This is a genomic window from Qipengyuania sp. MTN3-11 (assembly GCF_042851825.1).
Taxonomy (GTDB): Bacteria; Pseudomonadota; Alphaproteobacteria; order Sphingomonadales; family Sphingomonadaceae; genus Qipengyuania.
Map to the genome: position 1 here is coordinate 380475 of NZ_BTGM01000002.1, position 21725 is coordinate 402199.

The 21725-nt window shown below is 67.0% G+C and carries 21 protein-coding genes; 14 read left to right on the forward strand and 7 right to left on the reverse strand.

The genetic code is table 11. From position 1 onward, the window contains the following. The first annotated feature begins 15 nt into the window (after nt 1–15). Nucleotides 16–465 carry a DUF1465 family protein gene (locus tag ACGHN1_RS09055; RefSeq protein ID WP_390550503.1) on the forward strand — a complete coding sequence of 150 codons (450 nt, stop codon included), beginning with the start codon at nt 16–18 and terminating at the stop codon, nt 463–465. Nucleotide 466: 1 nt separating this feature from the next. Here ACGHN1_RS09055 and ACGHN1_RS09060 read toward each other — a convergent pair whose 3' ends face one another. Then, nucleotides 467–1933: a glycerol kinase gene (locus ACGHN1_RS09060; RefSeq protein ID WP_390550505.1), complete on the reverse strand. Its 1467-nt coding sequence runs from the start codon at nt 1931–1933 to the stop codon at nt 467–469. Between the two features lie 92 nt (nt 1934–2025). Here ACGHN1_RS09060 and ACGHN1_RS09065 point away from each other — a divergent pair, with 92 nt between their 5' ends. The 7 genes from ACGHN1_RS09065 (at nt 2026) to ACGHN1_RS09095 (ending at nt 10410) form a co-directional block, all read left to right on the forward strand. Further along, nucleotides 2026–2898 (forward strand): MBL fold metallo-hydrolase, encoded by an 873-nt coding sequence (locus ACGHN1_RS09065; RefSeq protein ID WP_390550507.1) that lies wholly within the window; start codon nt 2026–2028, stop codon nt 2896–2898. Next, nucleotides 2883–3563 carry a DUF4230 domain-containing protein gene (locus ACGHN1_RS09070; protein WP_390550509.1) on the forward strand — a complete coding sequence of 227 codons (681 nt, stop codon included), beginning with the start codon at nt 2883–2885 and terminating at the stop codon, nt 3561–3563. The genes ACGHN1_RS09065 and ACGHN1_RS09070 overlap by 16 nt, the downstream gene beginning before the upstream one ends. A 92-nt stretch (nt 3564–3655) precedes the next feature. Next, nucleotides 3656–4447 carry a hypothetical protein gene (locus tag ACGHN1_RS09075; RefSeq protein ID WP_390550511.1) on the forward strand — a complete coding sequence of 264 codons (792 nt, stop codon included), beginning with the start codon at nt 3656–3658 and terminating at the stop codon, nt 4445–4447. A gap of 80 nt (nt 4448–4527) precedes the next feature. Continuing rightward, on the forward strand, nt 4528–5514 hold the full coding sequence (gene nadA, locus ACGHN1_RS09080; RefSeq protein ID WP_390550513.1) for a quinolinate synthase NadA: 987 nt from the start codon (nt 4528–4530) through the stop codon (nt 5512–5514). 70 nt (nt 5515–5584) lie between these two features. Then, on the forward strand, nt 5585–7720 hold the full coding sequence (locus tag ACGHN1_RS09085; protein WP_390550515.1) for a prolyl oligopeptidase family protein: 2136 nt from the start codon (nt 5585–5587) through the stop codon (nt 7718–7720). A gap of 60 nt (nt 7721–7780) precedes the next feature. Continuing rightward, entirely contained in the window at nt 7781–9091 is a 1311-nt protein-coding gene (locus ACGHN1_RS09090) for a DUF2254 family protein (protein ID WP_390550517.1), read from the forward strand. Beyond that, entirely contained in the window at nt 9088–10410 is a 1323-nt protein-coding gene (locus ACGHN1_RS09095) for a DUF2254 domain-containing protein (RefSeq protein ID WP_390550519.1), read from the forward strand. The genes ACGHN1_RS09090 and ACGHN1_RS09095 overlap by 4 nt, the downstream gene beginning before the upstream one ends. A 7-nt stretch (nt 10411–10417) precedes the next feature. Here ACGHN1_RS09095 and ACGHN1_RS09100 read toward each other — a convergent pair whose 3' ends face one another. Continuing rightward, nucleotides 10418–11320 (reverse strand): DMT family transporter, encoded by a 903-nt coding sequence (locus ACGHN1_RS09100; RefSeq protein ID WP_390550521.1) that lies wholly within the window; start codon nt 11318–11320, stop codon nt 10418–10420. Nucleotides 11321–11376: 56 nt separating this feature from the next. Between ACGHN1_RS09100 and ACGHN1_RS09105 the strand changes: the two genes are divergently transcribed. Next, complete coding sequence (locus tag ACGHN1_RS09105; RefSeq protein ID WP_390550523.1) at nt 11377–12465, forward strand: alkene reductase; 1089 nt, start codon at nt 11377–11379, stop codon at nt 12463–12465. Nucleotides 12466–12489: 24 nt separating this feature from the next. Here ACGHN1_RS09105 and ACGHN1_RS09110 read toward each other — a convergent pair whose 3' ends face one another. Further along, entirely contained in the window at nt 12490–12804 is a 315-nt protein-coding gene (locus tag ACGHN1_RS09110; RefSeq protein WP_390550525.1) for a hypothetical protein, read from the reverse strand. Further along, nucleotides 12801–13484, reverse strand: a complete 684-nt coding sequence (gene lipB / locus ACGHN1_RS09115; protein WP_390550527.1) for a lipoyl(octanoyl) transferase LipB — start codon at nt 13482–13484, stop codon at nt 12801–12803. The genes ACGHN1_RS09110 and lipB overlap by 4 nt, the downstream gene beginning before the upstream one ends. A 64-nt stretch (nt 13485–13548) precedes the next feature. On the opposite strand from lipB, the gene ACGHN1_RS09120 reads away from it, so the two are divergent. Further along, entirely contained in the window at nt 13549–14370 is an 822-nt protein-coding gene (locus tag ACGHN1_RS09120) for a glycerophosphoryl diester phosphodiesterase membrane domain-containing protein (protein ID WP_390550529.1), read from the forward strand. 4 nt (nt 14371–14374) lie between these two features. Here ACGHN1_RS09120 and ACGHN1_RS09125 read toward each other — a convergent pair whose 3' ends face one another. Beyond that, on the reverse strand, nt 14375–15001 hold the full coding sequence (locus tag ACGHN1_RS09125; RefSeq protein WP_390550531.1) for a class I SAM-dependent methyltransferase: 627 nt from the start codon (nt 14999–15001) through the stop codon (nt 14375–14377). A gap of 107 nt (nt 15002–15108) precedes the next feature. On the opposite strand from ACGHN1_RS09125, the gene ACGHN1_RS09130 reads away from it, so the two are divergent. Then, entirely contained in the window at nt 15109–16479 is a 1371-nt protein-coding gene (locus tag ACGHN1_RS09130; protein ID WP_390550533.1) for an MFS transporter, read from the forward strand. Here ACGHN1_RS09130 and arsC read toward each other — a convergent pair. Together arsC and ACGHN1_RS09140 are read right to left on the reverse strand one after the other, a co-directional pair. Continuing rightward, nucleotides 16476–16820: an arsenate reductase (glutaredoxin) gene (gene arsC / locus ACGHN1_RS09135; RefSeq protein ID WP_390550535.1), complete on the reverse strand. Its 345-nt coding sequence runs from the start codon at nt 16818–16820 to the stop codon at nt 16476–16478. The genes ACGHN1_RS09130 and arsC overlap by 4 nt on opposite strands. 57 nt (nt 16821–16877) lie before the next feature. Further along, nucleotides 16878–17420 (reverse strand): (2Fe-2S)-binding protein, encoded by a 543-nt coding sequence (locus ACGHN1_RS09140; protein ID WP_390550537.1) that lies wholly within the window; start codon nt 17418–17420, stop codon nt 16878–16880. Between ACGHN1_RS09140 and ACGHN1_RS09145 the strand changes: the two genes are divergently transcribed. The 3 genes from ACGHN1_RS09145 (at nt 17419) to ACGHN1_RS09155 (ending at nt 21687) form a co-directional block, all read left to right on the forward strand. After that, nucleotides 17419–18834: an MATE family efflux transporter gene (locus tag ACGHN1_RS09145; protein WP_390550539.1), complete on the forward strand. Its 1416-nt coding sequence runs from the start codon at nt 17419–17421 to the stop codon at nt 18832–18834. The genes ACGHN1_RS09140 and ACGHN1_RS09145 overlap by 2 nt on opposite strands. 70 nt (nt 18835–18904) lie before the next feature. Continuing rightward, nucleotides 18905–21256, forward strand: a complete 2352-nt coding sequence (locus tag ACGHN1_RS09150) for a chemotaxis protein CheA (protein ID WP_390550541.1) — start codon at nt 18905–18907, stop codon at nt 21254–21256. After that, nucleotides 21253–21687: a chemotaxis protein CheW gene (locus ACGHN1_RS09155; protein ID WP_390550543.1), complete on the forward strand. Its 435-nt coding sequence runs from the start codon at nt 21253–21255 to the stop codon at nt 21685–21687. Before ACGHN1_RS09150 ends, ACGHN1_RS09155 begins: the two co-directional genes overlap by 4 nt. The last annotated feature ends 38 nt before the right edge of the window (nt 21688–21725 follow it).

Sequence of the window (21725 nt, forward strand, 5' to 3'; positions counted from 1 at the left end):
TAATCCGAGGCGATCATGACCACTCCCGATTTCAGCCGCGCGATCATCGAGGAACTCTATTCCGAAGCGCTGGTGCTGGCCGACGAGGCGCGCACCGTCTTCGACCTGCGCGCGCGGGAGACCGACGGACCCGACCGCGACAATGTGCGGATCGCCCTGTCGATCGAGGGGCTCAAGACAACCACCAGAGTGATGCATCTTCTCGCCTGGCTGCTCAACCGCCGTGCCTATCTGGCGGGCGAACTGACCGAACGCCAACTTCGCGACGCAGGCGGGCTGCCTGACGACCGGCCTGCAGATCCGGCGCAGATGGCGCAATTGTTGCCCGCGACCCGGGCGCTGATCCGCGACACCGAGAGGCTCTATGCCCGGGCGGCGCGGCTCGATGCCGGACACGAAGAAGCCGGCAACAGCCCGGTCGAGCGGATGCACGGACGTTTGACCCAGGTCTTCGCCACCGGTTGATCTAGGCCGCGGCGAGCGCCGCGCGCCAGCGGCCCAGACGGGCCCTTCGCGTTCCTTCGTCCATCGCCGGTTCGAAACTGCGCGCGGAACCACGCATCGCCACGGCCGCCGCTTCCAGAGACGCGTGGATGCCCGCCCCGGTCGCCGCGCACAGCGCCGCGCCGAGCGCGGTGGTCTCGACGAAATCGGGCCGTTCGACCGCCATGCCGAGCACATCGGCAAGATCCTGCGCCATCCAGTCGTTGGCGCTCATCCCGCCGTCGATCCTGAGGCCGGTCCACGGCGCGCCGTCGGCGGCGAAGGCTTCCGCCAGATCGTGGGTCTGATGCGCCATCGCCTCCAGCGCGGCGCGGGCCATCTCCGCCCGGCCGCTCGAAAAGCTCAGCCCCGCGATCACTCCGCGAGCCTCCGGCCGCCAGTGCGGTGCGCCGAGGCCGGACAGTGCCGGCACGATCGTTACATCCCCACTGTCTGGGATCGAGCGAGCCAGCGCTTCGGTCTCGGCGGCGCTCGAAATCAGACCCAGGCTGTCGCGCAGCCACTGGATAAGGCTGCCGGCGACGAAGACCGAGCCCTCGAGGGCGTAGGTCCGGACACCGCCGGACTGTGCCAGCACCGTTCCGAGCAGGCGGTGGTCGGAGCGCGGGATGTCGCCGCCCTTGTTGGTCAGCACGAAGGCACCGGTGCCGTAGGTCGCCTTGGTCTCGCCGAAGGACAGGCAGCCCTGGCCGATGGTCGCAGACTGCTGGTCCCCGACCAGGCCGCAGATCGGGATCGGCGCTTCGAGCCATTGCGGATCGCAGCGGGCCAGATCGCCATGCGTGTCGACCACGCGCGGCAGGCTTCGTACCGGCACGCCGAAGAGTTCGCACAGCCCCAAGTCGAACTGCGCGCCATCGAGGGCAAGCAGCAGCGTGCGGCTGGCATTGCTCGCGTCGGACAGGTGTTCGCCCCCCGTCAATTTGAAGACGAGCCAGCTCTCTACCGTGCCGAAGGCGAGCGCGCCGCGCTGGGCGGCGGCGCGCACCGGCCCCTCGTGGTCGAGCAGCCAGCGCATCTTGGTGGCGGAGAAATAGGGATCGAGCAGCAGGCCGGTGCGGCGCTGAACCTCGTCCTCGTGCCCTGCCTCCTTCAGCTTCGCGCAGACATCCGCGGTGCGCCGGTCCTGCCACACGATCGCGCGGGCGAGCGGTTCTCCGGTTGCCTTGTCCCAGGCCACCACGGTCTCGCGCTGGTTGGTGATGCCGATCGCGGCGACGCCGCCATCGGTCGCCTCGGCACAGACGCTTCGGGCGCAGGCGAGCGTTCGCGACCAGATTTCCGCCGCGTCGTGCTCGACCCAGCCGGGCCGCGGGTAGTGCTGCGTCAGTTCCTTCTGAGCGACCCCGAGCAACCGTCCGTCCGGCGCGAACAGCATGGCTCGGGTCGAGGTCGTCCCGGCGTCGAGGACCAGAATGTTTTCTCCCATGGCGGGCATCTAGCCCCAAATCCGGGATGGGTGAAAGACGGGATGCGGCGGCAAGGTGGCGAAACGTCCTTCCGCCTCCTACATGTCCGGCCATGCCCTCCGCGCCCCCAGAGCCCTGGCCCACCGGTATCGCCGAGCAGATCGAGCCGCTGGTCCGCCGGGTGCTGGCCCCCAACCCTTCGCCCTTCACCTATACCGGCACGCAGACCTACATCGTCGGGATGGGGGATGGCTGCGCGGTGATCGATCCCGGGCCGGACGACGAGGCCCATCTCGATGCGATCAAGGCCGCGATCGGCGCCGAACAAGTGCGCGCGATCATGTGTACGCATACGCACAAGGACCACTCGCCCGGCTCTCGTCCACTCGCGAAAGACACGGGAGCGCCGATCGTCGGCTGCGCTCCCCTCGCCTTCGACGCGAGCGGTCCCCGTGCCGACGAGGGTTTCGATCCCGATTACGCGCCCGACCGCGTGCTGGAAGATGGCGAGGCGATGACCGGCTCCGGCTGGACCCTCACCGCCGTCGCGACCCCCGGCCATGTCTCCAACCACCTGTGCTTCGCACTCGAGGAAAGCGGTGCCCTCTTCACCGGAGATCACGTGATGGGCTGGTCCACAAGCGTGGTGGTGCCCCCCGACGGCGACATGGGCGATTACATGAAGAGTCTCGACCTGCTCTACGAGCGGGAAGACCGCATCTATTACCCCGCCCACGGGCCGGCGGTGGAAAAGCCCCGCCAGCTGGTCCGCGGAATGATCGGCCATCGCCGCCAGCGCGAGAACCAGATCCTGCGCCTGCTGGGCGAGGCGCCTGGGACGGCCGCCGATCTGGTGCCGCAAATGTACAAGGGGCTCGATCCCCGGCTGACCAAGGCGGCGCAGCTTTCGGTCACCGCCCACCTCATCGATCTGGAACGCCGCGGGCTCGCGGGGCGTAAGGAAGAGGTATGGCACGCAAGCTGAGATACCGCCGCGACGACACGCTCGCCCCCAAGCTGTCGCATGAAACGCCGCTGCAGAAGTTCGCCGGCGCGCCGTGGATCGTCGTGGCTCTGCTGCTGGCCGCCGTTGCCTGGCTCGTCTGGCGGGCCTTCTACTATCAGGAAGAGGGCGACCCGGTGGGCAGCGCCATGCTCGCCTTCGAACGGCAGAATTCGCTGACGGTGTTTTCCTCGCGCTTCGAAGTCGTCGCCGAGAGCGAGGATACGCGCGGCGTCCTGGGGGTGCCGGTCCTGCGCAGCCGGCAAGCGACGATCGTGCCGGCGAGCGTCGAATACCGGCTCGACCTGTCGGGAATGGACCGCCAGGATTTCGACTGGGATCCCGAGGCCGAGACGCTTACCGTCAGCCTGCCGCAGATTCAGACCACCCGCCCCAATATCGACGAGGGCGCGGCGCGCACCTTTACCGAAGGCACATGGGTCACCCGCGATGCCAGCGCCGACCTAGCCCGGAACAATTCGCAGCAGGCGGAACGCCGCGCCAGCGCCTTCGCCAGGAATCCCGAAATTCTTGCCCTCGCCCGCCAGGCCGCGCGGCAGGCGGTGCGCCAGAACCTGACCGTGCCGCTGCAGATCGCCGGTTACGACGAGGCCGTGGTGAACGTCCGCTTCGCCGACGAAGGATAATCCCGGTCCGCTCAAAGCGTCTTCCAAGGCCAGCCGGCCCGGTGTAAATGTCGCACCGGATCAACGCCGGGTCGCATCGGAGGGTTTTCGCGATGGCCACCTTGCCTGGCTCGTCCTTCGTTCTGCCGCCGGTCGATGCCGAGCGCGCCGAACGCCGTTTCTTCCTCGTCATGGCCATCGCCATGTCGGCGACCATCGTCGCCGGGTTTTCGCTCAACCTGGCGATGGGTCGTTCGACCTTCGCCGTGCCATTTGCCTACCATGCCCATGCCGCGGTGTTCATGGGCTGGCTGGCGCTTTTCGTCGCGCAATCGGCGACCATCGCCACGGGTCGGCGTGCCCTTCACATCCGCCTCGGCAAGATCGCCTATGTCTGGATACCGCTGATGGTGGCCATGGGTGTCACGATCATGATCGTCGTGGCGCGCAGGACCGGCGGGCCCTTCTTCTTCTCGGTCAACGAGTTCCTGATCAGCAATATCGTCGGCTTGCTGTGCTTCGGCGGGCTCGCCCTGTGGTCGTTGCGCACCCGGCGCCACAACGGCTGGCACCGCCGGCTGATGTTGTGCGCCATGACCATCCTCGTCGGACCCGGCCTCGGCCGTCTGCTGCCGATGCCGCTGCTCATCCCACACGCCTGGACGATTTCTTTCATCGCTACACTGGTCTTCCCGGCGATCGCGATGGGGCGCGACGCGAGACGCCGGGGGCATGTCCACCCGGCCTATTGGTGGGGCATGGGGATCGTGGTCGCGAGCTTCGCCGGATCGATGCTGCTGGCCTACACCCCGGCCGGCATCGCGATCACCGAAGCGGTGGTCGCCGGCACGCCTGGGGCGGAGCGACCGATGGAGGCTTTTCTTCCTCCCGGTTTCGCGCTCTAGCCCCCCGCGTTATCGGAACACCCTCCCCTCGGGGCCCGTTCGTCCTATATGGACCCCGCACGCATATCACGGACGGATAGATGACTGCCGAAACCAAGCTCCCTACGGGCGAAGACCTGCTTTCCGAGATCGACCGCCTGCGCAAGGAGCGCAACGCGGTGATCCTGGCGCATTACTACCAGAAGCCGCAGATCCAGGACCTCGCCGATTTCGTCGGCGATTCGCTTCAGCTCAGCCAGATGGCGGCGGAGACCGATGCCGACGTCATCGCGTTCTGCGGGGTGAAGTTCATGGCCGACACCGCCAAGATCCTCAGTCCGGAGAAGATCGTCGTCCTGCCCGACATGGATGCCGGCTGCAGCCTCGAAGACAGCTGCCCTCCGGAAAAATTCAAGGCCTTCCGCGAGGCGCATCCCGATCACATCGCGCTGACCTACATCAACTGCTCGACCGAGGTGAAGGCGCTCTCCGACGTCATCGTGACGAGCTCCAGCGCCGAGACGATCCTCAGCCAGATTCCCAAGGACCAGAAGATTATCTTCGGGCCCGACCGGCATCTGGGCGGCTACCTCAGCCGCAAGTTCGACCGCGAGATGCTGCTGTGGCCGGGCGTGTGCATCGTCCACGAAGCCTTCAGCGAAACCGAACTGCTCAAGCTGCAGCAGCAATATCCCGGCGCGCCGATCGCGGCGCACCCGGAATGCCCGCCGACCATCGTCGATCACGCCGATTACGTCGGCTCGACCAGCGGCATCCTGCAATTCGCCGAGACCTTCGAAGGCGACACGCTGATCGTCGCCACCGAGCCGCACATCATCCACCAGATGGAAAAAGCGCTGCCGAGCAAGAACTTCATCGGCGCGCCCGGCGCGGACGGCAATTGTTCGTGCAACATCTGCCCCTACATGGCGCTCAACACGCTGGAAAAGCTCTACGCCTGCCTGCGCGACCTGGAGCCGCGCATCGAGATCGAGGAAGGCCTGCGGCTGCAGGCCAAGCGCAGCCTCGACCGCATGCTGGAGATGGCCAGCGGGACCATCGGGATGGGCGATCTGGGCAAGGTCTAATCCGGCTTCGGCTGGCATTCAGCCGCCCGCTTGCATAACAGGGGCTTCCAACCACGACCCGGGAGCCCCGATGCCGCGCTTTACTTCCAGCCTTGCCGCCGCCCTCGCCGCCACGGCTGCCCTCGTCAGCCCGATCGCCCTCGCGGCGCAGGATACCGACGCCGAAGACCCGTATATCTGGCTAGAGGAAATCCAGGGCGAACGCGCACTGGCGCAGGTCGATGAATGGAACGCGGCGACCGAGGAAGTGCTGACCGCGCAGCCCGAATATCCCATCGCCAGGGCCTGGGCGAAGCAGATCCTCGACGACGACCGGCAGATCGCCATGCCGAGCGCGATCCACGGCGACATGGTCACCAACCTCTGGCGCGATGCCGACAACCCGCGAGGGGTATGGCGGATCGCGACGATCGAGAGCTACCGCGCCGGTACGCCCGAATGGCGAACTCTGATCGACGTCGATGCGCTGGGCCGCGAGGAAGGGGAAAGCTGGGTGTGGCACGGGGCCAACTGCCTCGCGCCCGAGTATCGCCGCTGCCTGATCTCGCTCAGCCCCGGCGGAACCGATGCCGACGTGCTTCGCGAATTCGACGTGGCCACCGGCGGATTCGTGGCCGACGGCTTCACCCTCCCCGCCGCGAAATCCAGCGTCGCCTGGTTCGACGAGAACACGCTGTTCGTCGGCACCGACGAGGGCGAGGGGACGATGACCGATTCGGGCTATCCCCGTCTCGTTCGCTTGTGGGATCGCGGCACGCCCTTCGAAGAAGCTCGCCTGATCGCCGAGGGCGAACAAAGCGACGTCAGCATCGGCGGATTCTCGGTCCTCGACGGTGAGACCCGCTGGCGCTTCGTCCGCCGTGGACCGAGTTTCTGGACCAACGAGGTATCGCTCGTCCGCGAAGACGGCAGCACCGTCGCCCTTCCGGTCCCCGAGGATGCCGAGTTCGAAGCGGTGCTGAACGGGTCGCTGATCGCCAAGCTCAATTCATCGCTGCAAACGGCCGGCGGAGAAGCCCAGCCCGGAACCCTGCTCTCCTGGTCGCTCGACGATGTCCTGAGCGGCGCCGAGCCTGCCCCCACCGTGGTCTTCCGGCCGAGCGAAACCCAGGCGGTCGAACAGGTCGCCTCTTCGGAAAGCAAGCTGTGGGTTAAGGTGCTCGACGATGTGTCGGGCAAGCTCATCGAACTTACCCCGACCGCATCGGGCTGGACCCAGCGCGCGATGGACTTGCCCGCCAACAGCACGGTGCAGATCGCTCAGACCAGCGGCAAGGGCGACACCGCCTATGTCACGGTCGAAAGCATGCTGACCCCGCCGACGCTCTACGCGGTGCCATCCCAAGGCGAACCGGTGGCGATCGCCAGCGAACCGGCACAGTTCGACGCCTCCAAATTCGCGGTCGAGCAGAAATTCGCCACCTCCAAGGACGGCACCAGGGTCCCCTATTACCTCGTCCGACCCAAGGGCGCGACCGGGCCGCTGCCGACGCTGATCCACGCCTATGGCGGTTTCCGCGCGGCGCAGACGCCCAAATACCTCACCGACGAGCCCTATCGCAGCGGTCCGCTGAGCCTGTTCTGGCTGGAGGAAGGCAATGCCTATGTCCTCGCCAACATCCGCGGCGGGGGCGAATACGGTCCGCGCTGGCACGAGGAGGCCTTGCGCGAGAAGCGCCAGAACAGCTTCGACGATTTCCATGCGGTGGCCGACGATCTGGTCGCGAGCCGCCTCGCCGAACCGGGGCGCATCGCCGCTTCGGGCCGTTCCAACGGCGGCGTGCTGGTCGGCGCGGTCGCCAATCAGCGGCCCGAGCTTTACGGCGCGATCATCTCGGGCAGCCCGTTGATCGACATGCGGCGCTACAACAAGCTGCTCGCCGGCGCCTCGTGGATGGCCGAATACGGCAATCCCGACGTGCCGGAAGACTGGGCCTTCATGCGCGAATGGTCGCCCTACCAGAACATGCGCGACATCGAGAACGCGCCGGCTGCGTTCTATTACCTCTCGACGCTCGACGACCGGGTGCATCCCGGCCACGCGCGCAAGGCGGCGGCACGGCACGAGGAATTCGGCCAGACCTTCTATTACCACGAATACAAGGAAGGTGGCCATTCCGTGGGCGCGGATCACGAGGAAGACGCCAAGCGCGCGGGTTTGCTGTTGGCATTCCTCAACCGCGAAATCGGCAGCGAGGCCGAATGAGGCACCCATCCCCGCCTGACGCGTTATGACCCCGTCCGTGAACGACAGGGAACACGCGGTTTGGCTGGCAAGGGCCCGCTGAGGGGCATCAAGCAATGGGTGATCCACCGGCTGGTGGCCAATTACTGGTCGCTGCCGCTGGTCGCCGTGCTGGTCGCCCCGCTGGTGGGCGCGGCGACGCTGTGGTTCGACCGCGCTATGGCCGGGCGCTGGCTCTACGAGAACGGCCTCAATCTCCTCACCGCGCCCGACACCGCGCAGGATCTCGCCATCGCGGTGGTCGGGCTCAACACCGCGCTGCTGACGCTCTACTGGTCGGTCACGCTGATCGTGCTGACGCTCGCCACCGGCAATCTCGGCGTGCGGCTGGTCGATCGCTGGCTCGACAAGGGGCTGGTGCGGCTGTCGATGGCGGGGCTGACCTTCACGCTGGTCTATTCGGTGATCGTGCTGATGCGGATCGATCCCGAGGCGCCGGTGGCCGAACTGCCCCATTTCGCGCTGCTGGGCGTCTTCGCGCTCCAGCTGATCAATATCGGCATGATGGGCGTGGCGATCCACGATCTGGGGCGGACCATGTTCGTCGACCGCTCGATCGCGCATCTGGGGAGCGAAGCGGCGAGTGTCGCGGTGCCCGTCACGGGTGCCGCGCCATTCGCAGGCGATTGGGCGCACACGATCGCCGCCCCGCGCGAAGGTTATGTCGAGGGCATCGATCTCGAAGCGCTGCGCGATGAGCTTGCGACCCACACCGGCGCGGTCCGCTTTTGCGCCGCGCCCGGCCAGCATGTTCTCAAAGGTGAGCCGCTGGTGCGCTTTGAAAATCCGCCGCCGGACGACCGTGAGATCAAGCGCGCGATCGCCATCGGCGATTTCCGCTCGGGCGTGCAATCCACCGTCTATCAGGTTCGCTTGCTGGTCGAGGTGGCCGCGCGGGCGCTTTCGCCGGGGATCAACGATTTTTACACCGCGCTCGCCTGCGCCGATCGGCTCGCGGCGGCGATATCGGGTCACGCCTCCACCTGGATCGAGGAAAGTGAAGTCGCCGCCTATGCGCCCGCGCCGCGCTTCGAGCTGCCGGGGCAGGATTTTCGCGGGTTGTTCGAGGGCCCGCTCAAGGCCTTTCGCCAGGCCGCGGCCGATTATCCCTCCGTCTCCATTCGCATGATCGACAATTACGCGCGGCTGTGCGCGCTGCTGGGCGAACAGGGATGTCCGTCGGGATTGCTCGTCTTCCTCAAGGAGAGTGCGCGTGAATTGCGCGACCACGCCGTGAGCACTGCCGAGCACCCCTCCGACCGCAGCGATATCGAGCGCGCCTATGCGCGGTTCGAGCAGCCCTCAGCCTCGCTCAAGGCGGTGGAAGCATGATCGCACGGATCGGCAAGGTCTGGCGCGACGTCAACGCGACCTACTGGTTCCTGCCGGCGCTGTTCGCCGTGCTGGCGCTGGTGCTGGCGAGCGGGACGCTGTGGCTAGACCGCAACGGCTTCGCGGACGTCCTCAACGACATCAGCTGGATTCAGCCCGCCCGGCCCGACGGGGCGAGCAACATGCTCACCGTAATCGCGGGCGCGATGATCGGCGTCGCGTCCACCGTGTTCTCGATCACCATCGCTGCGGTCGCCTATGCCAGTGGCAATTACGGCCCGCGGCTGCTGACCAATTTCATGGAAGACCGCGGCAACCAGTTCAGCCTGGCCACCTTCGTCGGCACCTTCGTCTATGCCATCACCGTGCTGCGAACGGTGCGCGCGGAGGACGAAGCGCCGCCGAACATCGAGGATGCGGTGGCGACGATCCTGCCCGGCTTCGTGCCGCAGCTGTCGCTGCTGGTGGCCTTCGTGCTGATGGGCTTTTCGGTCGCGGTGCTGGTCTATTTCCTCAACCACATTCCCGCCTCGATCCGCATCAACACGGTGCTCGAGGGCATCGGCGAGCGCCTCATCGAAGACATCCGCGATATTTATCCCGAGGAGAACGACGGCGAAGTGGCTGGACCCGCGCCGGAGGGCTCGCCGATCGCCGCGCGCACGACGGGGTATATCCAGCTGATCGATTTCCAGCGGCTGGAGCGGATCGCCCGCCGGGAGAACGGCAAGCTCAAGCTCGCGGTGCGCGCGGGCGACTTCGTCCATCCGCGCGTGGTCATCGCCTACTGGACCGATCTCGACATCACCGAGGACCTGCCCGATGGCGAGGTGCGGGACTGCTTCACGCTCGGCGGACGGCGAACGCCGACGCAGGACATGCAATTCCTGATAGACGAGCTCGTCGAGATCGGTCTGCGGGCGCTTTCACCCGGGATCAACGATCCTTTCACGGCCGTGACCGCCCTCCACTGGCTCGGTGCGGCAACCGCCGAACTGGGGCGGCGCAAGCTGGTCCGCACCTATGCTCACGAAGGCGAGGAACCCCATCTGGCGCTGCTGGACGACGATTTCCGCCACTTCGTCGAACGTGGCTTCGGATCGCTGCGCGGCGGGGTGGCCACCAACCGCATCGCCACCCAGGTCGCCTTCGAGACGATCATCGACGCGGCGACGACGCTCGACGACGAAACCCGGCGCAAGGTCCTGCACGACGAGGGAACACGGCTGGCGGAGCAGGCGCGCGAACATCTTTCGGGTCCGGAATTGCTGGACGTCGAGGCACGCTACCAGTCGTTCCTGCAGCGTATCGCCCGCTAGAAGGGCATTAGCGCCCGCGTTCGGCGGTCTTGGCCAGAACCAGCGCCGCCCCGACGAGCATCATGCCGAAGAAGTCCATAGGGGAAAGCGTCTCGCCGAAGGCCAGCCAGCCCACGGTCGCGGCGATTGCCGGCTGGGTCAGCAACGCGAGCCCGATCACCAGCGCCGAGAAGTGCCGCAACGAGAACACCAGCAGGCCCTGTCCGATCACCTGGCTCGTCACGGCGAGGACGATCACCGGCCGCCAGTCGGTCGGCCAAATCGGCTCGCCCAGCTGCCAGGCGATCCCGAGGAGAACCGGCGCGGCGGCCAGGCAGACCATCAGCAGCACGCTCCACTGGCCGATCCGCGCCCGCGCCCGCTGCGCCGGCAGAAGATAGAAGGCGTAGCATAGCCCCGCGAACAGGCAGAACAGGTCCCCGAGCGCGGTCGCCGTCGAGATCTCGAGACTGCGCCCGACGAGGATCGCGGCCCCGGCCAGCGCCGCGGCAATCCCCAGCACTTCGCGCCCCCGTGGCCGGCGGCCGAGTGCGACCAGACCCCACGCCATCAGGATCACGCTGCCCGAATTTCCGAACAACGTCGCGTTGCCCAAGCGGGTGCGTTCGATCCCGATATGCCAGCTGGCGAGGTCCAGCGCGAAGAAGATGCCCGCCACCACACACAGCGCCGCCAGCCCGCGGTCGATGGTCGCCGTGCCGGCCTCGCGGCGGTGCTGGACCCAGGCGAAGAACCCGATCAGCGGGATCGGCAGGAACAGTCGCCAGAACCCCGCGCTCACCGGACCGGTGTCGGCAAGGCGCACGAGCCACGGCCCGAAGGCGAGCGCTACATTGCCGCCCAGCAGCGCGGCAAAGTGCCATGCGCCGGGAGCCGCGACTATCGGGGCATGGGCGGTTGTTTTCGCCATGCACGCCCCCTAGCTCCCGCCACGGGCCGCGCCAGCAAAAAGGATTTTCCCGCGAGATGCACGACACCTTGTTTCAGCCGCTTGCCATGGGCGCCATCGAGGCGAAGAACCGCATCGTCATGGCACCCCTCACCCGCGGTCGGTCGACCCAGCCGGGATCCGTGCCCAATGAGATGATGGCAACCTATTACAGCCAGCGCGCTTCGGCGGGACTGATCGTGACCGAGGGAACCGGCATCAGCGTCGAAGGGCTCGGCTGGCCTGCCGCACCGGGTATCTGGAGCGAGGAGCAGACCGAAGGCTGGAAGCAGGTGACCCGAGCCGTGCATGAGGAAGGAGGACAGATCGTCCTTCAGCTTTGGCACATGGGGCGGCTGGTCCATTCCGACTTCCTCGGCGGCGATGCGCCGGTCTCTGCCAGCGCCACCCAGGCCCCCGGCCACGCGCATACACCCACGGGGCGTCAGGACAATGTCCCCGCTCGCGCGCTCGAGAAAGATGAGATCCCCCGTGTCGTCGATGATTATCGCAAGGCCGCTGCCAATGCGAAGGCAGCGGGCTTCGACGGCGTTCAGCTGCACGGCGCGAATGGCTATCTGGTCGACCAGTTCCTGCGCGACGGCACCAATCTGCGCGAGGACGAATACGGCGGCTCGCCGGAAAACCGCACGCGGTTCCTGCGCGAGGTGTGCGAGGCGCTGGTTTCGGTCTGGGGCGCGGACCGGGTCGGCGTGCGGCTTTCGCCGAACGGCGAAACGCAGGGATGCGACGACAGCAACCCGGCCGCGACTTTCGGCGCTGCGGCGCGGGTGATCGAGGAACTGGGCCTCGCATTTCTCGAATTGCGCGAACCGGGTCCGGAAGGCACCTTCGGCCAAACCGAGGTTCCCAAGCAGAGCCCGCTGATCCGCGAGATCTATTCGGGAGCGCTGATCCTCAATTCCGACTATACTGCCGAGAGTGCGGTCAAGGACATCGAGGCCGGACGCTGCGACGCGGTGAGCTGGGGTCGGGACTTCATTTCCAACCCCGATCTTCCCGAGCGCATCCGCACCGGCGCGACGATCGCTCCCAACGTCAACGTGCCCGCTAGCTGGTACCTGCCGGGCCCGGAAGGCTACATCGATTACCCGAAACTGAGCTAACCCCGATTACCAACGGGAGCCGGATCATTCGTCCTGCGCGTCGGGCTCCGGTGCGGCATCGTCCTGCACCGGAGCCGGCTCGGCGGACTCGTCCGTCGCTGTCGCCGGTTCCGGTTCCTCCACCGGTCCGCTGGCGGCGCCGTCTGCGCTTTCGGTCACTCGCAACGGCGGGGACTGCGAGCGCAGCCGGTCGAGCGGCAGCATGTCGTCGCTGATCGTCCCTCCGAGCACTTCGCCCGCGGCCTCGCGACCGGTATCGGCCTCGGTCGGCACGGGCGCTTCGTCCTGACAACCGGCAAGCAGCAGAAGCGGTATGACGAGATGCAGTCGGCCAATCATGGCAGGGCGCAATCCTTTCCTTCGAGCGCGGCGAGGAAATCGCCCATGCGCGCGAGCAATGCCTCATCGAAGGCTTCGGGTGCAACAGCCAAACCGAGATCGGCGAGGCTCGTGACTCCGAATTCCTCGATGCCGCAGGGGACGATCCCTGTGAAATGCGACAGGTCCGGCGACAGGTTGACCGAAAAACCGTGCATCGTCACCCAGCGCCGCACGCGCACGCCGATCGCGCCGATCTTGGCCTCTCCGCCGCCCGGCCCACGTGTCCAGATGCCGATACGGCCGTCGGCGCGCCAGGAGTCGAGGCCGAGATCGCCCAGCGCCGCGATCACCCAGCCTTCGAGCGAATGGACGAAGCAGCGCACGTCGCGCCCGCGGGCCTTCAGGTCGAGCAGCACATATCCGACCCGCTGGCCCGGTCCGTGATAGGTGTAGCGCCCGCCACGCCCCGCCTCGACGACCTCGAAGCGAGGATCGAGCAGTTCGGCCCCGTCGGCGCTGGTGCCGGCAGTGTAGACCGGCGGGTGTTCGAGCAACCAGACCAGCTCGCGCGCCTCGCCCGCCGCGATCGCGGCGTTGCGCGCCTCCATCCCGGCCAGCGCCGCGCGATAGGGCACGGGTTCGGCTTCGCGGCGGATTTCCACGGCGGCTGTTGCCAATTCCGGTGACGGGGCGGCCATGTGCGATTGCGTGGCGATGGCCGGCACGCTTATCAAGAGGCCAGACGAGGAAGGACGACGGAAAATGAAACTCGATCTCAGTGCCGCGTGGGACGGCGCGATCCGGATGCTGACCGCGAATCGCGAGGTGCTGGTGGTGCTCGGCGGGGTGTTCTTCTTTCTACCCTACCTCGCGACCAGCCTGTTCCTTCCCGAGCCTGAAACGCCGACCGGCGGCGGCGGCGAACCCGATTTCGCCGCCGCGATGGAAGCGATGCAGGCCCTCTATGCCGAATACTGGTGGGTCCTGTTGCTTCTCGCGGTCGTCCAAGGGATCGGGCTTGTGGCCGTTCTCGTGGTGTTGGGCGATGCGAGCCGGCCGACCGTCGGGCAGGCAATAGCGAGAGGGGGAAAATACCTGCTGCCGCAGATCGCTGCCCAGTTGATCATCGCCGCGATCATGATCGGGTTGATGCTGCTGGCGCTTGCTATCGGCCTGGCGGTGAGCCGCGCGGTGGCAAGCCTGCTGGTGATCGCGTTCCTGCCGGCGATGCTTTACCTGGTGGTCAAGTTCTCGCTCGCCGCGCCCGTGATCGCGATCGAGAGAACCGCCAATCCGGTCGCCGCACTCCGTCGCTCGTGGCGGCTGACCAAGGGGAACAGCTTGCGTCTGCTTGCCTTCTACCTGCTTCTCCTGGTCGCGCTGGTCGTGCTTTCCATGGTGCTTTCGCTCATCCTCGGGTTGGCGATGGCCCTCCTCGGCGAGAGCGCGGCGCTGATCGGTAGCGCGGTGGCGATGAGCTTGCTCAACACGCTATTCGCTCTGATCGCCTACGCAATACTCGCCTCGGTTCACCGACAGCTTTCGCGCAGCGGCGCTTCGGTGCCGCGCACGGCAAGCGAATAGTCGGCTATTCCTTCCACCCCCAGAAAAGCCGGCACGGCGGCACGTTGCGCCATTCGAAGCCGGCATCGATCCGGCGGAAATGCCGCGCCATGAAGTCGCGCGCACGGGCCGAGAACTGATAGACCATGAAGGCCCCGCCCTCTCGCAGGACGCGGTGGGTAGCCGAAGCGATCACCGGGCCAACCCCGTCCGGCAGGGTCGAGAACGGCAGGCCGGAAAGCACATAATCCGCGCTGCCATGGCCATGCGCCGCGACGATGTCCTCCACATCCGCCGCGCTGCCGAGCACCGCATGGAAGCGGCTGTCGCGGATCGTGCGCTTCAGATAGTCGATGTAGAGCGGATTGGTGTCGATCACGATCAGCGCCCCATCGCGCCGCAGCCGGTCCAGCACCGGCTGGCAGAATGTGCCCACACCCGGGCCGTACTCGACGAAAACTTCGCAACGCTGCCAGTCGACCGGGGCGAGCATCGCCTCGATCGTGTAATCCGACGACGGGATGATCGAGCCAACCATCCGGGGATGTTCGACGAAGCCGCGAAAGAAGACGCCCCACTGGCCGAAAAAGCGGCTCGCCCGGCGTTTCCAGTCTGCGCGCCGTAGCGTTCGCGCACCATATTCTTCGTTCAAGACGCAACCCTTGGCAGCGCGGGCCTACACCCGCGAAAGGCGATCTGGTCGCAGCTTCGCCCGCCCATTGCAAGCATCGCGCGCCAGGCGTAGCGCGTCGGGGAGCCATGGCCGACAGCGATCCACCCCCGATCATCGCCCCGCCCCCGCCCCCGCCCAGGAGCGGCGCGCGACCGAGGACGATTTCGCGCGAGCGCATGGCCCTGCTGTTCACGGTGATGCTGGTGACGGCGGCAGGCAACACCGCGATGCAGTCCGTCATGCCGTCGATCGGCACGGCACTCGATGTCGATGATGTCTGGATCAGCCTTGCCTACAGCTGGTCGGCGCTGCTGTGGGTGGTCTGCGCGCCGATGTGGGCCGAGCGCTCCGACCAACGGGGGCGCAAGGCGATGATGGCGGTCGGTTTGTCGGGCTTCATCGTTTCGATGAGTCTGTGCGGGCTGGCGCTGTGGCTCGGCCTCGGAGGCGTGCTGCCGGCGTTCTGGGCGCTGATCGCCTTCGCCGCGGCGCGCAGCCTCTACGGCGGTTTCGGCAGTGCCGCCCCCCCGGCGGTGCAAGCCTACGTCGCCGCCCGCACCCCGCGCAGCGAACGGACCGAGGCGCTGTCGCTGATCGCCTCGAGCTTCGGACTGGGCACCGTGATCGGCCCGGCCCTGGCCCCGCTGATGGTGTTGCCGCTGGTCGGGCTTACCGGCCCCTTCATCTGCTTCGCGCTGGTCGGTGCGATCGCGCTGACCGCGCTGCGGCTGCGACTGCCCAACGACGTGCCGCAATTCGAAGGGCGCGGCGCCGCCTACGATGCGCCCTATGCCAGCACTTCGACCACCGAATACGAACTCGAGGACGAGGACGACGACGAGGAACCGGTCGAGCCGCACAAGCTGCGGTGGATGGAACCGCGGCTGCGGCCCTGGGTGACGGTCGGGCTGCTCGGCGGACATGCCCAGGCGATGGTGCTCGGGATCGCCGGCTTTCTGGTGCTCGATCGGCTGGGGCTGCGCGACGATCCGACACAGGGCACCGGGCCGGTCGGGCTGGTGCTGATGTGCGGCGCCATCGCCACGCTGCTGGCCCAATGGGGTTTGATCCCCCGGCTGCATCTGGGTCCCCGCGCGGCGACGCTGAGCGGCATCGCGGTCGCCGGCTGCGGCGTGGCGATGCTGGGTATCGCAGATCAGATCCATACCATCGCCCTCGCCTTCGCCATCGCCTCGCTCGGCTTCGGGCTGTTTCGGCCGGGCATGACCTCGGGCACCTCGCTGGCCGTCACGCGGGCCGAACAGGGCCAGGCGTCGGGGATCACCGCTTCCGTCGCCGGGGCGAGCTATATCTATGCCCCGGCGCTGGGCGTGTGGCTCTACAACCATTCGGACTGGCTGGGGTTCGGGCTGATCTTCGCGCTGTGCGCCGGAGTTTTCGCCTACGGCTGGCCCAACCTCCAGCGCGACAGCGAGCTCACCCGCACCCGCCGTTAGAGGATCTCGAGCACCCGGTCCTGCGGCCGGCAGAGACGGACGCCCTTCTCGGTCTCGACCAGCGGGCGTTCGATCAGGATCGGATCCGCCGCCATCGCTTCGAGCAGCGTATCGGCATCGGCGTCCGGCAAGCCGCGCTCTTTTGCGTCGGTGCCGCGCAGCCTCAGGCCGTCCCGCGGCGCGATCCCGGCATCGCGATAGAGCTGCTCCAGCTTCTCCCGGCTCGGCGGGGTCTTCAGATATTCTACCACTTCGAGGTCCACATCCGCCAGGTTCTCCAGGATCGCCAGCGTCTTGCGCGATGTACCGCATTTCGGATTGTGCCAGATCGTGGCTTTCATGTCGGACCTCCTATTCGCGCAGCTTCATAGCCCGCTGGCGTTCCTGCGCAACGTGCCTCATTCCTCGGGAACGGTGATCGCCGGCACCTCGCGTGCGGCGTCTTCCGCGCTGATGCCGGGGGCCGGCGCGGCGCTGATCGTTTCGCGGCGCCGGGCGACACGAGCGGCGCGCTCGACCGCGCGGATCAGCCGCGGATAGACACCGCAGCGGCACAGGTTCGGGATCGCCGCTTCGATCTCTTCCTGGCTGGGGGAGGCATTGTCCCTCAGCAGCGCCGCGGCAGCCATGACGATGCCCGGCGTGCAGAATCCGCACTGGATCGCCTGCTCGGCGACCATCGCCTGCTGGACGGGATGCGAACGATCGCGGCTCAGCCCTTCGATCGTTGTGACGAAACGCCCCTCCGCTTCGGCGATGGTGATCAAGCAGGATCGCAGCGCCTCGCCGTCGACATGGACCATGCAGGCCCCGCAATCCCCCTCGCCGCAGCCGTATTTGGTCCCGGTGAGGTTGGCGGCATCGCGCAGCGCCCACAGCAGCGGGGTTTCCGGGGCCATCAGGAATTCGACCGGGCGGCCGTTGACTGTCATGCCGGGCATGGCCGGCGATATCCCATTTCGGCGCAGGCTAGGCAAGCGCTCGCCACCGGGCTACCGGCCCGGCGTGAGCGAGGCGGCCAAACTGACGCGCGGGAGCATCCGCGGGCATCTCGTCACCCAGACCCTGCCGATGATCCTCGGGGTCGCGGCGATCATGTCGGTCGGACTGATCGACGCCTATTTCATCGGTAGACTGGGCAGCAGCGAGCTTGCGGCGGTCGCCTTCATCTTCCCGATCACCATTGCCATCTCCAGCCTCGGTGTCGGGGTGATGGTCGGGATCAATTCGGTGATCGCCCGGGCGCTGGGCGCGGGCGCGCAGGACCGGGCGGCGCGGCTCGCCAATTTCGGCGCGCTGTTCGCATTGGTCGTCGGAACGGTGATGGGCCTGCTGCTTTTTGTCCTGCTCGACCCGCTGTTCCGGCTTATGCAGGCCTCCGACGCGCTGTTGCCGCTGATCCGTGAATACATGCGGCCCTATGCGCTGGGCCTCCCAGTGCTGCTACTGCAGATGGGGCTGAACGGCGTGTTGCGAGGACAGGGGGAGGCGCGGATGACCTCCTACGTCTCGATCACCTATGCCGCGGCCAACTGGGTGCTCGATCCGCTGCTGATTACCGGCGGACTGGGGTTCGAAGGCTTCGGCATCGCCGGAGCCGCCTATGCCACGATCGCCGGGTTCGCCCTTGCCGCAGCTCTGGCGCTGTGGCTGATTTCCCGCACGCCGTTGCCGGTCAGCCCCGCCCTCATAGCGCGCTGCAACGTCAAGGAATCGAGCGGCGCGATCCTCCGGGTCGCGGGCCCGGCGGCCTTTTCCAACGCCATCAACCCGATCGGCCTCTCGGTCCTCACCGCGCTGCTGGCTTCTCAGGGCGAGGCGGCGGTCGCCGGGTTCGGCGCGGCGGGGCGCCTGCAGAGCTTCGCGGTCGTCCCGTTGCTCGGCCTTTCGGGGTCGATCGGTGCGATCGTCGGCCAGAACTGGGGAGCGGGCCTGCCCGAAAGATCGCGGCGGGCGATGCGCTACACGGCCGGCTTCAGCCTTGCCTATGGCCTCCTGACCGCCATCGTCCTGTTCGCGTTCGGAGAGCGGTTCGCAGCCTTGTTCACCGAAGACCCGGCGGTGGTAGAACAATTCGCCGCCTATCTCGCGATCTCGGTCTGGGGCTATGCCGGCTTCGGTCTGCTGATCACGGCCAATGGCGCGCTCAACGCGGTCGACCACGCCGGCCACGCCCTGGCTCAGAGCGCGGCGCGCGTGTTTCTGGTCATGCTGCCCTTCGGCTGGCTGCTTCGCGATTCTTGGGGCGCGGTGGCGATATATGCTGCGGAACTGGTCGCCAACCTCGCCGGCGGCGCGTTGGCGGGTTTCGTCGTCTGGCGGATCCTCTCCCGCGCTCCGGGCGCGACGCGATAGCCGAGCGCATCACGCTTCGTTAACCATCATCCGCCATAGCCGCTGCGATATGTAGCGGGGCATGCGGGCAATGGACGATCTGCTGGCGGATTTCATCGCCGAGACGCGCGAGATGCTGGAAGCGATCGCCGGCGAGATCGTCGCCTGGGAAGCGGATCCGGGCGACGAAGCACGTCTCGATGCGATCTTCCGCTTCGTCCACACCGTCAAGGGCAATTGCGGCTTCTTCGACTTCCCGCGGCTCGAACGGCTCAGCCATGCCGCGGAGGATGCCCTGGCCGATTGCCGTGCGGGTCGGCGACGACCCGATCGCGCGCTCGTCAGCGCAGTGCTGGCGGTGATCGACCGCATCGGCGCGCTCACCGACATGATCGAGGCCGGCGAAGCCATCGATGAGGGCGAGGATCGCGCGCTCGTCGACGCTCTGGCGGCGGAGAACGAGGGGGAAGCCGTCGTCCCGGTCATTCCTTCGCCGAAGGGCAGCGATCCGGAGCCCTCCGGCCGTTCCGCATCAGCGCAGCGCTCGATCCGCCTGCCAGTCGGCCTCCTCGATGACGTGATGAAGGGCGTTTCCGACCTGGTGCTGGCGCGCAACGACCTCGCCCGGCGGTTGCGCGAGAACGGTAACCGGGCCGAGGTCGATGCACCCTTCGACCGGCTGTCCGGGATCCTCGCCGAGGTCCGCGAGGCGATCACCCGGATGCGGATGCAGCGGCTGGAACATCTGTTCGGGACTTTCCCCCGCATGGTGCGGGATCTCGCCAACGAACTCGATAAACAGGTCATGGTCGATTTCGAGGGCGGCGATGTCGAACTGGACCGCGAGATGCTCGAAATCATCCGCGACCCGCTAACCCACATCGTCCGCAACGCCCTCGACCATGGAATCGAAACGCCGTGGGAGAGACGGGCCGCAGGAAAGCGCGAGATCGGCATGCTGCGTTTCGCTGCCCGGCAGGCGGGCAACCGGATCAGCCTGGTCGTCGAGGACGACGGGCGGGGTATCGACGCCGAGCAGCTGGCGGCCAAGGCAATTGCTGCCGGGATTCATACTCCGGCGGAAATCGAGAGCATGTCGGAGGAAAGCAAACTCCACCTGGTTTTTGCCCCCGGGCTATCGACCGCGGAACAAGTCAGCGCGGTTTCGGGTCGCGGGGTCGGGATGGACGTGGTCCGCGCGAATATCGAAAAGGTCGGCGGGTCGATCGAACTTGCGAGCAGCCCGGGAGAAGGCACCCGCTTTCACATCAAGCTCCCACTGACGCTCAGCATGATCGCCGCTCTCACGGTCGGCTGCGGCGCACACCGCTACGCCATACCGCGTGGATACGTCGAAGAAATCGTCTTCGCCGAGAGCTTAGACGAGGGGATCGCGGTCGCAGGGGATCGCCCACTTGTTACCTTTCGCGACCGGCGCGTACCGTGCATCGCGCTGAAGGAAGTGCTCGGTCTGGAAGACACCGGGGACTCGAGGGGAAAGCGGCTGGTTCTGGTCCGGCTCGCCACCGGAGAGACATTCGCGCTCGCGGTCGACGAGGTCTTCGATCACGAGGACGTGGTAGTGAAGCCGCTCGCCCCGGCCATCATGGACAGCGGCCTATACTCGGGCACGACCTTGCTCGACGACGGCCGGCCGATGCTGCTGCTCGATATGCCCAACATCGCCAATTCGCTCGGCCTCACCAGCGACACAGCGCATGCTGCCGGGCGAAGGGGGGAGGCTATGGCGGCGTCGCCCGAACCTACGCTGCCGGCCATGCTCTTCACCGCGCTAGACGGTCGTGCGCGCGCGGTTCGTCTCGAACTCGTGCGGCGGATCGATACGGTCGAGCGCGCCGCGATCGATGTCGACGGTCGCCGGGCGCAGGTCGTCATCGACGGAGCCCTCGTTACGCTCGCCGGCCACGACGACGGCCCGTTGCCGGAAGGCCGTTGCCGCCTGCTGCGTCTCGGCGATGGCGAAACCGAAATCGCCTATGCCGTCGCGGACGTCCGGGACTCGGTGGAGATTTCCGGAGAGATCGTTCCGAGCGTCGAGGACCCTGCTTTCGACGGCGTGGCGCTGGTCGAAGGAACGCCCGTGCCCCTGATCGATGGCCATGCGCTCTTCGCCCGGTATCAGTCACCGCCGCGCGCCGGACAAGACCTCGTCTGCCGCCTTCCGGACGAAAGCGAATGGGCCCGTACGATCCTCGCACCGCTGGTTGCGAGCGCCGGATACCGCGTCGCCACGGATGAGGATCGCGAGGCCGATGTGGCAATCGTCATGGGTCGGAGGCCGGACGACGAGATTTCCGGCGCCTCGACGGTGATCCGCCTGCGTGCCGAAGCCGAACCGGACGGCAGCGACACCATCTACCGTTACGACCGCAACGGCCTTGACGCCGCGCTGCGGCAAGCAGGAAGGGGAGGCGACGAATGAGCCAGCTGCTGCTGATGTGCTGGATCGCCGGGCGCCGCGTCGCCGTTCCCGCACTGCGCGTCCGTTCCGTTATCGATGTCGACACGATCATTCCGATCCCGCGGTCGCCGGACCATGTCGTGGGCCTCACCGCCCTGCGCAGCCAGGTGCTGACGGTGATCGATTGCCGCAGCTCCCTGGGGTTCGGGCCTGCCGGCGAAATTTCGGGCATGCGCGCCGCAGTGGTCGAACAGGAAGGCCATGCCTATGCGCTGCTGCTCGAAGACGCATCCGATGTCGAAGAGGCCGAAACCGAGCCCGAAATTCTACCCGGCGGCTTCGGCGAAATCTGGAACCGGGTCGCCGAGGGCATGGTCGAGACCGCCACCGGTCCGGCGTTGGTCGTGGCCATCGAAAAACTGATCGCGGGACCGATGAAGGCGGCGGCTTAAAGGATTGGTTACAGGTGCGGACTAGATGCGGACGCGGT

Excerpts from the sequence above, each read along its gene's own strand:
- lipB (WP_390550527.1), bottom strand. The coding sequence starts at position 13,484 with ATGGCCGCCCCGTCACCGGAATTGGCAACAGCCGCCGTGGAAATCCGC.
- ACGHN1_RS09100 (WP_390550521.1), bottom strand. The coding sequence starts at position 11,320 with ATGGCGAAAACAACCGCCCATGCCCCGATAGTCGCGGCTCCCGGCGCA.
- ACGHN1_RS09060 (WP_390550505.1), bottom strand. The coding sequence starts at position 1,933 with ATGGGAGAAAACATTCTGGTCCTCGACGCCGGGACGACCTCGACCCGA.
- ACGHN1_RS09055 (WP_390550503.1), top strand. The coding sequence starts at position 16 with ATGACCACTCCCGATTTCAGCCGCGCGATCATCGAGGAACTCTATTCC.
- ACGHN1_RS09070 (WP_390550509.1), top strand. The coding sequence starts at position 2,883 with ATGGCACGCAAGCTGAGATACCGCCGCGACGACACGCTCGCCCCCAAG.
- ACGHN1_RS09120 (WP_390550529.1), top strand. The coding sequence starts at position 13,549 with ATGAAACTCGATCTCAGTGCCGCGTGGGACGGCGCGATCCGGATGCTG.
- arsC (WP_390550535.1), bottom strand. The coding sequence starts at position 16,820 with ATGAAAGCCACGATCTGGCACAATCCGAAATGCGGTACATCGCGCAAG.
- ACGHN1_RS09065 (WP_390550507.1), top strand. The coding sequence starts at position 2,026 with ATGCCCTCCGCGCCCCCAGAGCCCTGGCCCACCGGTATCGCCGAGCAG.
- nadA (WP_390550513.1), top strand. The coding sequence starts at position 4,528 with ATGACTGCCGAAACCAAGCTCCCTACGGGCGAAGACCTGCTTTCCGAG.
- ACGHN1_RS09140 (WP_390550537.1), bottom strand. The coding sequence starts at position 17,420 with ATGCCCGGCATGACAGTCAACGGCCGCCCGGTCGAATTCCTGATGGCC.
- ACGHN1_RS09130 (WP_390550533.1), top strand. The coding sequence starts at position 15,109 with ATGGCCGACAGCGATCCACCCCCGATCATCGCCCCGCCCCCGCCCCCG.
- ACGHN1_RS09075 (WP_390550511.1), top strand. The coding sequence starts at position 3,656 with ATGGCCACCTTGCCTGGCTCGTCCTTCGTTCTGCCGCCGGTCGATGCC.
- ACGHN1_RS09145 (WP_390550539.1), top strand. The coding sequence starts at position 17,419 with ATGGCCGGCGATATCCCATTTCGGCGCAGGCTAGGCAAGCGCTCGCCA.
- ACGHN1_RS09095 (WP_390550519.1), top strand. The coding sequence starts at position 9,088 with ATGATCGCACGGATCGGCAAGGTCTGGCGCGACGTCAACGCGACCTAC.
- ACGHN1_RS09150 (WP_390550541.1), top strand. The coding sequence starts at position 18,905 with ATGGACGATCTGCTGGCGGATTTCATCGCCGAGACGCGCGAGATGCTG.
- ACGHN1_RS09085 (WP_390550515.1), top strand. The coding sequence starts at position 5,585 with ATGCCGCGCTTTACTTCCAGCCTTGCCGCCGCCCTCGCCGCCACGGCT.
- ACGHN1_RS09105 (WP_390550523.1), top strand. The coding sequence starts at position 11,377 with ATGCACGACACCTTGTTTCAGCCGCTTGCCATGGGCGCCATCGAGGCG.
- ACGHN1_RS09110 (WP_390550525.1), bottom strand. The coding sequence starts at position 12,804 with ATGATTGGCCGACTGCATCTCGTCATACCGCTTCTGCTGCTTGCCGGT.
- ACGHN1_RS09155 (WP_390550543.1), top strand. The coding sequence starts at position 21,253 with ATGAGCCAGCTGCTGCTGATGTGCTGGATCGCCGGGCGCCGCGTCGCC.